This is a genomic window from Actinospineispora spinosispora DSM 44797, from assembly GCF_000429025.1.
GTDB lineage: Bacteria > Actinomycetota > Actinomycetes > Mycobacteriales > Pseudonocardiaceae > Pseudonocardia > Pseudonocardia spinosispora.
Genome location: NZ_AUBB01000010.1, coordinates 373,192 through 388,065, shown reverse-complemented (window position 1 = coordinate 388,065; position 14,874 = coordinate 373,192). Strand labels below are relative to the sequence as shown.

Genomic DNA, 14,874 nt, shown 5'->3' with positions numbered 1-14,874 from the left:
AACCCTAACGCCGCACCACGCGACACACCGGCCGCGCGCCCACGACTCCGGTGCGCCGGCCCCTCCACCTATAGCCTGTACCTCCACCACCGACCCCGGGTCAGCGACCGCCGGAGTTGTCGCCGAGCAAGGAGATGGAATGCAGCCGTGGCCGGGAAGTGCCTACCCACTGGGCGCCACATACGACGGCGCCGGCACGAATTTCGCGGTGTTCTCGGAGAGCGCCACCAGCGTCGAGCTGTGCCTGTTCGACGATCGCGGCAACGAGGAGAGGGTCCGGCTGCGGGAGGTCGACGGCTTCGTCTGGCACGGCTACCTGCCGAACGTCGAGCCCGGCCAGCTCTACGGCTACCGCGTCGACGGCCCGTACGAGCCTGAGTCCGGCCCCCGATGTAACCCGAACAAGCTGCTCATCGACCCGTACGCCAAGGCGGTGGACAGCGGTGTCGAGTGGGACGAGTCGGTGTTCGGCTACCGCTTCGACGCCCCGAACGAACGCAACGACGACGACTCCTCGGCGCACGTCCCGAAGTCGGTCGTGGTCAACCCCTACTTCGACTGGGGCGCCGACCGCCAGCCCAAGACGCCTTACCACGAGACTCTCATCTACGAGGCCCACGTCAAGGGCCTGACCATCTCGCACCCTGACATCCCGGAGGAGCAGCGCGGCACCTACGCCGGACTCGCCCACCCGGTGATGATCGAGCACCTGCAGCGGCTCGGGGTGACCGCCATCGAACTGATGCCGGTCCACGAGTTCCTCAACGACCACCACCTGCAGGAACGCGAGCTCTCCAACTACTGGGGCTACAACACGGTCGCGTTCCTGGCGCCGTACCACGGCTACGCGGCCGACACCCGGCCCGGTGGCCAGGTCAACGAGTTCAAGGCGATGGTGCGCGCGATGCACCAGGCGGGCATCGAGGTCATCCTCGACGTGGTCTACAACCACACCGCCGAGGGCAACCACATGGGTCCGACGCTGTCCATGCGCGGCATCGACAACGCCGCCTACTACCGGCTCGTCGAGAACGACGAGCAGTACTACATGGACTACACCGGCACCGGGAACTCGCTGAACGTCCGCAACCCGCACACCCTGCAGCTGATCATGGACTCGCTGCGCTACTGGGTGCTCGACATGCACGTCGACGGGTTCCGCTTCGACCTCGCCTCGACCCTGGCCAGGGAGTTCTACGATGTCGACCGGCTGAGCGCGTTCTTCGACCTGGTCCAGCAGGATCCGGTGATCAGTCAGGTGAAGCTCATCGCCGAGCCGTGGGACGTCGGTCCCGGCGGCTACCAGGTGGGCAACTTCCCGCCGCTGTGGACCGAGTGGAACGGCAAGTACCGCGACACCGTCCGCGACTTCTGGCGGGGTGAGCCCGGCACGCTCGGCGAGTTCGCCTCCCGGCTGACCGGGTCGTCGGACCTGTACCAGCACGACGGACGCCGTCCGTACGCCTCGATCAACTTCGTCACCGCGCACGACGGCTTCACGCTGTCCGACCTGGTCTCGTACAACGAGAAGCACAACGAGGCCAACGGCGAGGACGGCAACGACGGCGAAAGCCACAACCGCTCGTGGAACTGCGGCGTCGAGGGTCCGACCGACGACCAGGCGGTCCTCGAGCTGCGTGCGCGGCAGCAACGCAACTTCATCGCCACCATGATGATCAGCCAGGGTGTGCCGATGCTGCTGCACGGTGACGAGCTGGGCCGTACGCAACAGGGCAACAACAACGTCTACTGCCAGGACAACGAGCTGTCCTGGATGGACTGGGAGCTCGCGGACAAGAACTCCGGCCTGATCGGCTTCACCGCCGGTGTCGCCGCCGTGCGCGCCGCGCACCCGATCTTCCGCCGACGCCGGTTCTTCTCCGGCCGGTCCCTGGTCAGGGGGGCTGCCGACAGCGGAGAGCTGAACGACATCGCCTGGTTCACCCCCGCCGGTGAGGAGATGACCGACCGGGACTGGTCGTCGGGTTTCGGCCAGTGCGTCACGGTGTTCCTCAACGGCGACGGCATCCCCGACGTCGACGACCGGGGCGACCGGATGCTCGACGACTCGTTCCTGCTGTGCTTCAACGCCTCGTCCGACGACATCGGGATCACCCTGCCCGGCGAGCGCTACGGCGGCCCGTGGGCAGTGGTGATCAACACCGCGACCGGTGAGGTGCTGTCGCTGTCGGACGCGCCGGGCGTCGTGACCGCCGAACCCGACACACTCGCCGAAGGCGCCGCGCTGACGGTGCCTGCCCGCTCCCTGCTCGTTCTCCAGCGGACGGAGTGAACCGCGTGCCCGCCCCCTCTTCCACCTACCGCCTCCAACTACACGCCGGACAGACGTTCCAGGACGCCGCCGCGCTGACCGACTATCTCGCGGCGCTCGGGGTCGGCGCGCTGTACGCCTCCCCCATGCTGGAGTCGAGCCCCGGGTCGAACCACGGCTACGACGTCACCGACCCGGGCCGGGTCTCCGGTGAACGGGGTGGTGAGCAGGGCAGGCGCGCCATGGTCACCGCCCTGCGGGACGCCGGTCTCCAGCTGCTCGTCGACATCGTGCCGAACCACGTCGGCGTCGCGGTGCCCACACTCAACCCGTGGTGGTCCGACGTCCTGGTCCACGGGCGTGAGTCCCGCTACGCCACGTTCTTCGACGTCGACTGGAACGCCGGCCGGATCCTGCTGCCGGTGCTGGGCGCGGAGACCGCCGACGACGAGCCCGCCGAGCTGGACCGCCTGGAGCTGGTGCGGGACGAGAACGGCTACCCCGGGCTGCGCTACTACGAGCACCTGTTCCCGGTCGCCCACGGCAGCGCCGACCACGGCACACCGCGCGAGGTCCACGACCGGCAGCACTATCGCCTGGTCGCATGGCGTCGCGGTGCCGCCGAACTGACCTACCGCCGTTTCTTCGACGTGTCCGATCTCGCCGCCGTGCGGGTCGAGGACCCGGTCGTGTTCGAAGCCGCGCACCGGGAGGTGCTGCGGTGGGTCGCCGAGGGCGGCGTGGACGGCCTGCGGGTGGACCACCCGGACGGTCTCACCGATCCGGGCGGTTACCTGCGCAGGCTGCGCGCGGCGCTGGGCCCCGATCGCTGGCTTCTGGTGGAGAAGATCCTCGGTGTCGGCGAGACACTGCCCGCGTCCTGGCCGGTCGACGGGACCACCGGTTACGAGGCGTTGCGCGAGATCAGCGGGGTGTTCGTCGACCCGACGGGCGCCGGTCTGCTCACCCAGTTCGCCGCCGAGCACACCGGCGAACGGCTCGCCGCGCACACCGTCGAGCGGCGGTGCCGGCGGCTCGTCGCGGACACCATCCTCGCCGCCGAGGTCCGCAGGATCGCGGCGCTGCTCATCGACACCGACAGCGCCAAGGCCGTCGACGCGGTGGCCGAGCTACTGTCGTCCTTCCCGGTATACCGCTCCTACCTGCCGGAACGTCGTTCGGCGCTGGATGTCGCGGTGTCGGTCGCGCGCACCAACCGCCCCGACCTGACCGAGATCTTCGAGTCGATCCACCGGCGCATGCTGACCGAGCCGGACGGCGAGCTGGCCCTGCGGGTGCAGCAGACCTCCGGCATGGTGACGGCCAAGGGCGTCGAGGACACGACGTTCTACCGCTGGAACCGCCTGGTGGCCCTCAACGAGGTGGGCGGGGACCCGGCGAAGTTCGGGGTGCCCGTCGACGAGTTCCACGCCGGGGCGTCCGCCCGGCAGGCGAGCACGCCGCTCGGCATGACCACCCTGTCGACGCACGACACGAAGCGTTCCGAGGACGTCCGCGCGCGCCTCGCGGTGCTCGCCGAGCTGCCCCGGGAATGGGCGGACGCGATGCGCGGCTGGGCCGCTCGGTACCCGCTCCCGGAGCGGTCGCTGGAGCTGCTCGCCTGGCAGTGCCTGATCGGCGCCTGGCCGATCTCCGCCGACCGGATGGCCGACTACCTGCTCAAGGCAGCGAAGGAGGCCAAGCTCGCGACGAGCCACGTCAACGCGGTCGCCGAGGTCGACGACGCGATCCGCCGCTGGCCCGCCGACGTGCTCGCCGACACCGAGCTGGTCGCCGAGATCGAGTCCTTCGTGGCGCGCATCGCGCCGCACGGCTGGTCGAACTCGCTGGGTCAGAAGCTGCTGCAGCTGGCCGGTCCCGGTATCCCGGACGTCTACCAGGGCACCGAGTGCTTCGAGTACTCGCTGGTGGACCCGGACAACCGTCGTCCGGTCGACTTCGCCGCGCGGCGTGAGCTGCTGGCCAGGCTGGACGACCACTGGCTGCCCGACGTCGACGAGTCCGGCGCGGCCAAGCTGCTCGTGACGTCGTCGGCGCTGCGGTTGCGCCGGTACCGTCCCGAGCTGTTCGAGGGCTACCGCCCGCTCGCGGCCGACGGCCCGGCCGCCGATCACGTGGTGGCGTTCGCGCGGCACCCCGGCCTGGTGGCGGTGGCAACCCGCATGCCGGTGGGCCTTGCGGCGCGCGGCGGTTGGTCGGACACGGTGCTCGCCCTGCCGGACGGCGCGGCGGACTTCACCGACGTCATCACGGGCGAGCCGGTCAACACGGCGGCTCCGCGCATGGCGGACCTCCTGTCCCGCTACCCGGTGGCCCTCCTGGTCCGCCCAGCCTGACGCCCACCCGCACCACACCGCGCGGCCGATGGTGACGCTTGACACTGTGAGCCTTGGCCTTTAGCTTTCCTCCAGCAATCGATTTCTCGCCCCTGCGGTGTGAGGAGCGCTGATGCCCGAGGAGCGCGATGCGCTGGTCGACATGGTCGGCATCAGTAAGTCCTACGGCGGGGCCAGAGCCGTCGACGACGTCGACTTCTCGGTGCGGCGCGGTGAGGTCCACGCGCTGCTCGGCGAGAACGGCGCCGGCAAGTCCACGCTGATGAAGGTCCTGTCCGGCGAGGTCGTCGACCATCGGGGTGAGGTCCGGATCGACGGCGCCCCGGTCAGGTTCGCCGGCCCGTCCGACGCCCACCGGGCCGGTGTCGCCATGATCCACCAGGAGCTGGACCTCGTGCCCGCGCTGTCGATCGCGGAGAACATCTGGCTGGGACGGGAGCACCGGACCCGGATCGGCACGGTGGACCGGCAGCGGATGCTCGACGCCACACGAACGCTGCTCGCGCGTACCGGGGTCACTCTCGACCCCCGCCGGCCGGTCGAGCAGCTGCGCACCGGGGAACAGCAGCTCGTCACGATCGCCAAGGCGTTGTCGCTCGACGCCCGGGTCCTGGTCATGGACGAGCCGACCTCGGCGCTGTCCGGCCACGAGATCGAGCAGCTGTTCGCGGTGATGGCCGAGCTGCGGCGCGGCGGTACCGGAATCGTCTACATCTCGCATCGGATGGACGAGATCGGGAAGGTCGCCGACCGGGCCACCGTGCTGCGCAACGGATCGGTCGTCGCCGAGTTCGACGCCCGCTCGATGACCGCGGCGCAGGCTTCCGAGGCGATGATCGGGCGCCCGGTGAACCAGCTGTTCCGAACCCCGAACCGGACCGAGCCCACCGATACCTCTGATCTGCTGGTCCTCGACGACCTGACGGTCGTGCTCAGCCGCCCGAGGCCGGGCCGGCGCGATCCCGCCGGGGTCAGCCTGCGCGTGCGTGCCGGAGAGATCGTCGGGCTGGCCGGCCTGCTGGGCGCGGGGCGCACCGAACTGCTGGAGACGCTGTACGGGGTCGGCTCGACCGGACCGTGGACCGGGTCGGTGCGGTTGCGCGGCGTCGAGATCAGGCCTTCCGGCCCACGTCAGGCATTGAAGCTCGGCATCGCGTTCGTCCCGGAGGACCGCAGGATCGCCGGGCTGGCACTGGAGCATTCGGTGCTCGCCAACACCGTGCTCTCCGTCGTCGACCGGATCGCGCGGCTCGGCACCGTGTCTCGGGGGACGGAGCGGCGGACCGCCCAAGGCATGGTCGACCGGCTGGGGGTGAAGCTCGCCTCGCTCGAGAGCGCGGTCGGTTCGCTGTCCGGTGGCAACCAGCAGAAGGTGGTGCTGGGCCGCAACCTGCTCGCCGAGCCGGCGCTGCTGCTCCTGGACGAACCGACCCGGGGCGTGGACATCGGGGCGAAGGCCGAGATCTACCGGTTGCTGGGCGAAACCGCGAAACGTGGGGTCGGTGTGCTGCTCGCATCGTCAGAACCCGCCGAGCTGATCGGGGTGTGTGATCGCGTCGTCGTGCTACGGGACGGACGAGACGTCGTGGACCTGACCACCGACGAGGTGGACGAGGCGACGCTGCTGGCGGCCACGATGGACGGCCGGTCGGCCGCATGAGCACACAGGTCTCCGAGCGCCGCCGGTTCGACATCGCCGCCACGGCCTTCAAGTTCCAGAGCCTGTTCGGGCTCATCGTGGTGTTCGTCGCGGCCGTGGCCTTCTCCCCCAGCAAGAACGGCGAGCTGCTGTTCCTGAACTCGGGCAACCTGTTCAACGTGGTCCGGTCGATCTCCGAGATCGGCATCCTCGCGGTCGGCATGACGCTGGTGATCCTGATCGGTGGCATCGACCTGTCCGTCGGCTCGGTGCTCGGGCTGGCCAGCGTCGGCGTCGCCGTGCTGCTCACCGAGAACGGCCTCGGCGCCTGGACCTCGGCGCTGCTGGTACTGCTCATCGGGTGCGCGTTCGGGCTACTGCAGGGAGTGGCGATCGCCCGTTTCGGCATCCAGGCGTTCATCGTCACGCTGGCCGGCATGCAGATCGCCAGAGGGCTTGCGCGCATCTGGTCCGGAGGCCAGGGCATCTCGATCACCTACGGGACCGGACCGGGCCAGGCGCCGGTGGTGTTCTCGCTGCTCGGCGAACGCACCTTCGGCGGGCTGGTGCCGATCCCGGCGCTGATCTTCATCGTGGTCGCCGCGCTGGGTATCTGGTTTCTGCGGGTCAGCGCGTTCTCCCGGCACCTCTACGCGATCGGCGGCAACGAGAAGGCCGCTCGGCTGTCCGGTGTGCCGGTCGCCCGGGTCAAGATCGTCACCTTCGGGGTGTGCGGCCTGCTCGCCGCGCTGGCCGGCATCGTGCACGCCGGACAGCTCAACTTCGGCGGGCCCAACGACGGTGCGATGTACGAGCTCGACGCGATCGCGGCCGTGGTGATCGGCGGCACCAGCCTCACCGGCGGCCGGGGCTCCGTCGTGGGCACGGTGGCCGGCGCGCTGCTCGTCGGCGTGCTGCGCAACATCCTGGCGCTGAACAACATCGACTCGAACATCCAGCTGCTGATCATCGGTCTGGTGATCGTTCTCGCGGCCGGCCTGCAACGGCTCCGGCCGGGCTCACCGGGCTGACAACTGAATTGGGTGCACAACCGAAGGGAACGGAAATGACAACGAAGTCGTCCCGGACCGTGTGGCTGGCCGCCGTCACGGCGTGTGCGATCGCCACCGTCACGGCCTGTGGCACCACCAGTGACAACGCCCAACCGAAACAGGGCGGGCAGCAGGCGGCCGGGCAGTGCGCGGGACCGAGCGGCAAGTTCACCATCGGGATGAGCCAGGCGAACGTCGCGGAGCCCTACCGGCAGCGGATGGACGACGACATCCGCAAGGCCGCGGCCGCGGTCCCCCAGTTCACGGTGAACTTCGCCGACGCGGCGCAGGACAACTCCAAGCAGGTCGAGCAGGTCGACACGTTCCTGACCCAGCGAATCGACCTTCTGATCATCAGCCCGAACGAGGCGACACCGCTCACCGCGCCGGTCAAGCGGGCCATCGACCAGGGCATTCCGGTGCTGGTGCTGGACCGCAAGGTCGACGGCGATGCGTACACGTCGTTCATCGGCGCCGACAACGTGGACATCGGGCGCCAAGCCGGCAAGTACTTCGCCGAGACGGTGCTGCCGAACGGCGGCAAGATCGGCATGCTCAAGGGGCTCGCCGGCTCGACGCCGGCCAAGGAACGCAGCGACGGGTTCATGGCCGGCATCCAGGGCTCCAAGGTCGAGGTCGTCGCCACCGGTGACGGCGACTGGCTGCGGGACAAGGGCCAGCAGCAGGCGGATGCTCTGCTGCAGGCGCACCCGGACATCCAGGCGATCTTCTCCGAGAACGACCCGATGGCCGAGGGCGCACGCATCGCGGCGCAGAACGCGGGCAAGGCCGACCTGCCGATCACCGGGATCGACGGCCTGCCGATCGAGTCGGGTGGGATCAAGGCCGTGTCCGAGGGCAGGCTGTCCGCGACGCTCGTCTACCCGACGGGCGGCAAGGAGGCGATCGACGCCGCCAAGAAGCTGTTGATCGACTGCCAGCAGGTCCCGAAGACGCAGACGCTGTCGACCCAGCTGGTCACGAAGGCGAACGCCGACCAGGTCTACGCGGACCTGAACAAGAGCTGAGGCCCTGGGGTCAGGGGCGGCGCGAGCTACCTCGTTCGATCAGCCGGGCTTCCAAGGTACGAACCTCGGGCGGGTGCGGTGTCCGCCCGCCCGAGGCGATGCGATCGAGCAGCATGCGTGCCGCCACCGCGCCCAGCTCGTAGGCGGGCTGGGCCACCACGGTCAGCGGGGGGTCGATCAACGTCGCCCACGGGACGTCGTCGAAGGCGACCACACCCACGTCAGCACCCGGCCGCGCCCCGTGGCCGGCGAGCGCCTCCAGCACGCCGATCGCCTGTGCGCTGTTCGCCACCAGCAGCGCATCCGGAGGCTCGGGTAACCGCATCAGCTCCATCGCGGCGGCCCTGCCGCCCTCGGCCCGGTACTCGGTTCGCCGGACCAGGTCGTTGTCGTCGACGATCTCGGAGGCCCGCACCGCCCGCAGGTACCCGGACAGCCGGGCGTCCGCCGTCCAGATCCCGGCCGGTCCGGTGATGCAGCCGATCCGCCGATAACCCCCGGCGATCAGATGACAGGTCGCCTCCTCGGCCGCCTGCCGGGTGTCCACCAGCACCTGGTCGACGTCGTCGAGGGGGCGGTCGACCGCGACCACCGGGGTCCCGCGCCTGCGCAGCAGCTCGAGGTCGGTGGTCGCGCCGCTGGGTGACAGGAGCACGCCGGCGACCTGTTCCTGGATCGCCACGTCCAGATAGCGTCGTTCCTTGTCGCTGTTCTCGTCGGAGTTGCACAGCACCACGGAGTAGCCCGCGGTCTGGGCGACGTCCTCGACACCGCGCGCGATCGCGGTGAAGAACGGGTTCTCCACATCGGCGATGATCAGCGCGAGAACGGCGGTCTCCTGCCTGCGCAGGCTCCTGGCCAGGCTGTTCGGGTGGTAGCCGAGCTCGTCGGCCGCCTTGCGGACCCGGGCGACCAGCTCCGGCGCCACGGTGGACTTCCCGTTCAGCGCGCGCGAGACCGTCGCCGCCGAGACACCCGCCGAGGCCGCCACATCACTGATCGTCGCCATCGGACACTCCGCGATCGAGGGGGCGCGCGACGCTATTGACACCGCGCAGGACAGCACAATAGCGTCCGAAGTAATCGATTACCCAGTGCCGCGACACCGAACCGACCCATCGTGTGCGATCGATTTCTTGGAGGGGCAACGTGGCCCGAATCGGCGTGATCAGCATTTCGGACGGACGCGATCATGTGCACGCCCGCAACGCGGAGTTCATCGGCGCCAAACAGGCCGCTCTGGTCGAGGCGCTGCGTGCCGGAGGCAACGAGGTGATCGTCGGCGCCGATCTGGTGGCGACCAACACTCTGGCCACCTCGGTCGCCAGAGGGGTCGCCGCGCAGGGCGTCGACGTCACGATCCTCTACTACGCGGTGTGGAGCTTCCCGCACTTCACGATGCTCGCGGCCGACGCGACCCCCGGGCCGCTCGTGCTGGTCGCCAGCACCGATCCCACCGAGCCCGGCCTGGTCGGGATGCTGGCGGCGGGCGGCGCGCTCGACCAGATCGGCAGACGCCACACCCGGCTGTGGGGCGCGCCGGACGACGCCGAGCTGGTCGCGGGCGTCGGGGCGCTGGCCCGCGCGGGCGCGGCGGTCGAGTCGCTGCGCGGATCGACCTTCGGCCGCTTCGGCGGCCGCCCGATGGGCATGAACACCGCCGTCGCCAACACCGACCAGTGGATGAAGCAGTTCGGGGTCGACGTCGAGGAGATCGACCAGTACGAGCTGGTACTGCGTGCCGAGGGCGCGGACGCCACCGAGGCGGCACGGGCCCGCCGCTGGATCGAGGAGCACGCGGCGGGCGTCCACTACGACGGCGCGAAGCTCACCCCCGAGCTGCTGGAACGCCAAATCCGCTCGTACCTGGCGATCCGCGACATCATCGCCGAACGCAACCTGGACTTCTCCGGGATCAAGGGCCAGCCGGAGCTGACCGAGCACTTCGCCACCATGGACGTCACCGAGGCGTTCCTCAACGACCCCTACGACTGGAACGGCCCGAAGGCCGTGCACGTCACCGCGACCGAGGCGGACATGGACGGCGCGCTCACGATGCAGCTGTTCCACAAGATCTCCGGCGATCCGGTGCTGTTCGCCGACGTCCGCCACTACCACCCGGACCGCGACATCTGGGACCTGTGCAACTCCGGTCAGCACGCCACCTGGTACGCGGCGCGCAGCGACGACCCGGCCGAGAACCTGTCGAAGGTCCACTTCTACCCGGAGGTGTTCTTCTTCCCCGCCGGCGGGGCTTCCGTCCAGCACATCGCGGCCCCCGGGCAGATGACGCTGGGCAGGCTCACCCGCAACGACGGCGAGTACCGGATGCAGCTCATGCTGGGTGAGTTCGAGACCTACGACGAGGCGACGACCAATCAGCTGGTGTCCATGTCGACCCCGGAGTGGCCACACGCGTTCGCCCGGCTCGACGCACCGGCCGACGTCTTCCTCTCGCGTTTCGGTGCCAACCACATCCATGCTGTACCGGGTGATCGTCGCGCGGAGATCCGTGCGGCGGCAGACATGCTCGGAATCGGACTCGAGGAGTGGTCGCGTGCCTGATGGCTTGTTACTCGGGATCGACATCGGCACGTCCAGTTCGAAGGGCGTGCTGGTCGATCCCCGGGGCACGGTCATCGCACGACACGCGGTTCCGCACGACACGTCGTTCCCGCACCCGGGCTGGGTCGAGCACGACGCCGAGACCATCTGGTGGGCGGACTTCCTGACGATCAGCCGCGAGCTTCTCGCGGCCGCCGACGGCCGGAAGCTGGCCGGACTGGCGGTCAGCGGGATCGGCCCGGTTCTCCTGCCCGCCGACGCGGACGGCAACCCGCTACGACCGGCGATCCTGTACGGGGTCGACAGCAGGGCGACCCGGGAGATCGCCGAGCTGACCGAAGAGTTCGGCGCGGAGGAGATCCTGGCGCGCGGCGGTACGCCGCTGTCCTCACAGGCGGTCGGCCCGAAGTGGCGGTGGCTGGCCCGCCACGAGCCGGAGGTCTACGAGCGGACCCGGCTGTTCCTGATGGCCAGCTCGTTCCTGGTGCACCGGCTGACCGGCGAGTACGTGCTCGACCACCACTCGGCGAGCCAGTGCGACCCGATGTACGACCTGGGCGAGGCGGACTGGGCGCACGACTGGGCCGCGCGCATCGCACCCGGCATCGAGCTGCCCCGGCTGGCGTGGTCCAGCGAGATCGTCGGGTCGATCACCGCGAAGGCGGCCGCCGCCACGGGCCTCCCCCAGGGCTTGCCGGTGACGGCGGGCACGGTCGACGCGTGGGCCGAGGCCGCGAGCGTCGGTGTCACCGAGTCCGGCGACACCATGGTCATGTACGGCACCACCATGTTCCTGGTGCAGGTCAGCGACACCCCTCGGCCCCATCGGGGGCTGTGGGCCACGCGTGGAGTCCTGCCCGGCTCGTTCACCCTCGCCGCCGGGATGGCCACCTCGGGCGCGATCACCAACTGGCTGCGCACGCTGCTCGGCAGGGACTTCGCCGAGCTGCTCGACGAGGCGGCGACGGTCCCGGCCGGCAGCAGGGGTCTGTTGCTGCTGCCGTACTTCGCGGGCGAACGTACCCCCATCTTCGACCCGGACGCCCGGGGTGTTCTCGCCGGTCTGACCGTCGAGCACGGCGCCGGCGAGATCTACCGCGCGGTGCTGGAGGGCATCGGGTACGGCGTGCGGCACAACCTCGAGGCGATGGCCGAGGCCGGTGGCGCGGCCGGGCGGCTGGTCGCGGTGGGCGGCGGTACCCAGGGCGGGCTCTGGACCCAGATCATCACCGACATCACCGGCGCCGAACAGCAGATTCCCACGGAGACGATCGGTGCGTCCCTGGGCGACGCGCTCCTGGCCGCGGTGGCGCTGGGCTCGGAGCCGGACGTCGAGGCGTGGAACCCGGTCAACGACACCGTGCGTCCACGGGCAGCACTGACCAGCGAGTACGACGAGTTCTACGCCCGCTATCGAGACCTGTACCCGGCAACCCGAGAGGTGACCCACTTCCTGGCCGACCGCCAGCGCAGCTCATGACCCGTGAGTGTTCTGGGCTGCTAGGGCAACCCAGAACACTCACGGGCAGTTCGTGGCACCCGAGCCTGCGGACCGACCCCAAGGGCGGCATCATGGCGTCACGTGACTGAGTTCGCGGTGTGGGCGCCGCAGCGGAGCCGGGTAAGGATCGACGTCGAGGGCTCGGTTCACGAGCTGATCAAGGACGAGGGCGGCTGGTGGCGGCTCGACGTCCCGGCCGCCGGGCCGGGGAGTGACTACGCCTACCTGCTCGACGACGACCCGACCCCGCTTCCCGATCCCCGGTCCCGGCACCAGCCCTCCGGCGTGCACGGACCGTCGCGGGTGTACCGGCCGGAGGCCTTCGCCTGGAGCGACCACAGCTGGACCGGGCGCGCGCTGCCGGGCAGCGTGATCTACGAGCTGCACATCGGCACCTACACCGAGGCCGGCACGTTCGACTCGGCGATCGACCGGCTCGACCACCTCGTCGAGCTGGGCGTCGACCTCGTCGAGGTGCTGCCGGTCAACGCCGTCGACGGACCGCGCAACTGGGGCTACGACGGCGTGCTCTGGTACGCCGCGACGGAGAACTACGGCGGGCCGGAGGCCTTCCAGCGGTTCGTGGACGCCTGCCACAACCGAGGCCTCGGGGTGATCCTCGATGTCGTCTACAACCACCTCGGCCCGTCCGGTGCCTATCTCGACCGCTTCGGCCCCTACTTCGCCGGCCGCAACATCTGGGGCCCGTCGCTCAACCTGGACGGCCCGGACTCCGACGAGGTCCGCCGGTACGTGGTCGACAACGCCCTCATGTGGCTGCGCGACTTCCACATCGACGGACTGCGCCTGGACGCGGTGCACGCGCTGGTCGACACGCGCGCGATCCACGTACTGGAGGAGCTGGCCACGGAGGTCGCCGCGCTGGAGGCCCATGTCCGCAGACCGCTCACGCTGATCGCGGAGTCGGACCTGAACAACCCCCGGCTGGTGACCGCGCGCGAGGGCGGCGGCTACGGGCTGACCGCTCAGTGGGACGACGACGTGCACCACCAGCTGCACGCTGCGCTGACCGGCGAGCGGCAAGGTTACTACGCGGACTTCGGGACGCTGCCGGGCCTCGCCGCCACCCTGCGCGGCGCGTTCTTCCACGCCGACACCACGTCCGAGTTCCGCCACCGCAGGCACGGGCGCCCCGTCGACACCGCGCGCATCCCGGCTCACCGGTTCGTCACCTACCTGCAGGATCACGATCAGATCGGTAACCGGGCCACCGGCGACCGGATCTCGGCCACGCTCTCCCCCGGGCTGCTGGCCTGCGGTGCCGCTCTCGTGCTGTGCTCGCCGTACACGCCGATGCTGTTCATGGGCGAGGAGTGGGGCGCCTCGACGCCGTGGCAGTTCTTCTCCCACTTCCCGGACGCCGAGCTGCGGGACAAGGTCCGGATCGGGCGCACCGAGGAGTTCGCCGAGCACGGCTGGGACGCGGCGTCCCTCGTCCCCGACCCGAACGCGGACTCGACGTTCACCGACTCGAAGCTCGACTGGTCGGAGCCTGCCTCGGAACCGCACGCCACGCTGCTGCGCACCTATCGGGCGCTCATCGCGCTGCGCAGGGCCCGCCCCGAGCTGACCGATCCGTGGCTGGATCGCCTCCAGGTCACGGTCGACGAGGACGCTCGCACCGTCGTGCTGCACCGCGGCGCGCTGCGAGTGGTGGTCAACCTCGGCGACACCGAGGCCGGCGTCGCACTCGACCGACCGGTCGACGAGGTGCTGCTGACCAGCGCGGGCGCGGAACCGAAGGACGCCACGCTCTCGGTCCCCGCCGAGGCGTTCGCGGTGGTACGCCTAGCTGTCTGAACACGTGGTGCTACCACTGTTCCTACCAATGGTGGGAACAGTGGTAGCATGGTTCGGTGAAACTCAGTGTGAGTCTGCCGGCGGAAGACGTCGAGTTCCTCGACCGATACGCGCGGGAACACCACCACCCGTCACGCTCCGCCGCACTGCACAACGCACTGGCCGCGCTGCGCGCAGGCCAGCTCGCCTCTGCCTACGAGGACGCCTTTCGCACCTGGGACGCGTCGGAAGATGCCGAGGCCTGGGACTCGCTCAGCGCTGACGGGCTGGAGGCGTAGGTGCGCCGGGGCGAGATCCGCCTGGTCAACCTCGACCCGGTACGCGGCTCGGAGGCCAACAAGGTCCGGCCCGCCGTGATCATCAGCAACGATGCCGCGAACGCCACGGCGATGCGGCTGAGGCGGGGCGTCGTCACCGTCGTGCCGGTCACGTCGAACGTGGACCGTGTCTACCCGTTCCAGGTGCTCCTGCCCTCGGCCGTCACCGGGCTACCCCGCGACAGCAAGGCGCAGGCCGAGCAGGTCAGGGCAGTCGCGGTCGAACGCATCGGCACCCGCTGCGGAGCGCTGGACGCCGAGCGGACCCAGGCTCTCGATCAGGCACTGCGGGTACACCTGGCGCTGTGATTCCGGGTTGATC

General features: G+C 69.9%; 11 protein-coding genes. 10 read left to right on the top strand and 1 reads right to left on the bottom strand.

Annotated features, from left to right (window positions below; translation table 11 throughout):
• The first annotated feature begins 139 nt into the window (after positions 1-139).
• The 5 genes from glgX to G406_RS0105585 all read left to right on the top strand — a co-directional run bounded on the left by glgX (position 140) and on the right by G406_RS0105585 (position 8,348).
• A complete protein-coding gene (glgX, locus tag G406_RS0105605; protein WP_028933075.1) occupies positions 140-2,293 on the top strand; it encodes a glycogen debranching protein GlgX in 2,154 nt (717 codons plus the stop codon).
• Between the two features lie 5 nt (positions 2,294-2,298).
• Positions 2,299-4,629, top strand: a complete 2,331-nt coding sequence (gene treY, locus G406_RS0105600; protein ID WP_037075348.1) for a malto-oligosyltrehalose synthase — start codon at positions 2,299-2,301, stop codon at positions 4,627-4,629.
• A 112-nt stretch (positions 4,630-4,741) separates the two neighbouring features.
• The gene (locus tag G406_RS0105595) at positions 4,742-6,289 is read left to right on the top strand and encodes a sugar ABC transporter ATP-binding protein (protein ID WP_028933073.1); all 1,548 of its coding nucleotides are present in this window, start codon (positions 4,742-4,744) and stop codon (positions 6,287-6,289) included.
• Positions 6,286-7,299, top strand: coding sequence for an ABC transporter permease (locus tag G406_RS0105590; RefSeq protein WP_028933072.1), 1,014 nt, complete (start codon positions 6,286-6,288; stop codon positions 7,297-7,299). The genes G406_RS0105595 and G406_RS0105590 overlap by 4 nt, the downstream gene beginning before the upstream one ends.
• Before the next feature lie 35 nt (positions 7,300-7,334).
• Positions 7,335-8,348 carry a substrate-binding domain-containing protein gene (locus tag G406_RS0105585; protein ID WP_037075170.1) on the top strand — a complete coding sequence of 338 codons (1,014 nt, stop codon included), beginning with the start codon at positions 7,335-7,337 and terminating at the stop codon, positions 8,346-8,348.
• Between the two features lie 10 nt (positions 8,349-8,358).
• Here G406_RS0105585 and G406_RS0105580 read toward each other — a convergent pair whose 3' ends face one another.
• A complete protein-coding gene (locus G406_RS0105580) occupies positions 8,359-9,357 on the bottom strand; it encodes a LacI family DNA-binding transcriptional regulator (protein WP_028933070.1) in 999 nt (332 codons plus the stop codon).
• A 140-nt stretch (positions 9,358-9,497) separates the two neighbouring features.
• Here G406_RS0105580 and G406_RS0105575 point away from each other — a divergent pair, with 140 nt between their 5' ends.
• From G406_RS0105575 to G406_RS0105555, 5 genes are all read left to right on the top strand, one after another.
• On the top strand, positions 9,498-10,913 hold the full coding sequence (locus G406_RS0105575) for an L-fucose/L-arabinose isomerase family protein (RefSeq protein WP_028933069.1): 1,416 nt from the start codon (positions 9,498-9,500) through the stop codon (positions 10,911-10,913).
• Positions 10,906-12,393, top strand: coding sequence for an FGGY-family carbohydrate kinase (locus G406_RS0105570; RefSeq protein WP_028933068.1), 1,488 nt, complete (start codon positions 10,906-10,908; stop codon positions 12,391-12,393). Before G406_RS0105575 ends, G406_RS0105570 begins: the two co-directional genes overlap by 8 nt.
• Positions 12,394-12,495: 102 nt before the next feature.
• On the top strand, positions 12,496-14,235 hold the full coding sequence (gene treZ, locus G406_RS0105565; RefSeq protein WP_028933067.1) for a malto-oligosyltrehalose trehalohydrolase: 1,740 nt from the start codon (positions 12,496-12,498) through the stop codon (positions 14,233-14,235).
• Positions 14,236-14,291: 56 nt separating this feature from the next.
• Positions 14,292-14,513, top strand: a complete 222-nt coding sequence (locus tag G406_RS0105560) for a ribbon-helix-helix domain-containing protein (RefSeq protein WP_028933066.1) — start codon at positions 14,292-14,294, stop codon at positions 14,511-14,513.
• Positions 14,514-14,861: a type II toxin-antitoxin system PemK/MazF family toxin gene (locus tag G406_RS0105555; protein ID WP_028933065.1), complete on the top strand. Its 348-nt coding sequence runs from the start codon at positions 14,514-14,516 to the stop codon at positions 14,859-14,861. It abuts the gene before it with no gap.
• Positions 14,862-14,874 lie beyond the last annotated feature (13 nt).

Coding starts and splice junctions, on each gene's coding strand:
- glgX (WP_028933075.1), top strand. CDS start 140: ATGCAGCCGTGGCCGGGAAGTGCCTACCCACTGGGCGCCACATACGAC.
- G406_RS0105595 (WP_028933073.1), top strand. CDS start 4,742: ATGCCCGAGGAGCGCGATGCGCTGGTCGACATGGTCGGCATCAGTAAG.
- G406_RS0105590 (WP_028933072.1), top strand. CDS start 6,286: ATGAGCACACAGGTCTCCGAGCGCCGCCGGTTCGACATCGCCGCCACG.
- G406_RS0105585 (WP_037075170.1), top strand. CDS start 7,335: ATGACAACGAAGTCGTCCCGGACCGTGTGGCTGGCCGCCGTCACGGCG.
- G406_RS0105580 (WP_028933070.1), bottom strand. CDS start 9,357: ATGGCGACGATCAGTGATGTGGCGGCCTCGGCGGGTGTCTCGGCGGCG.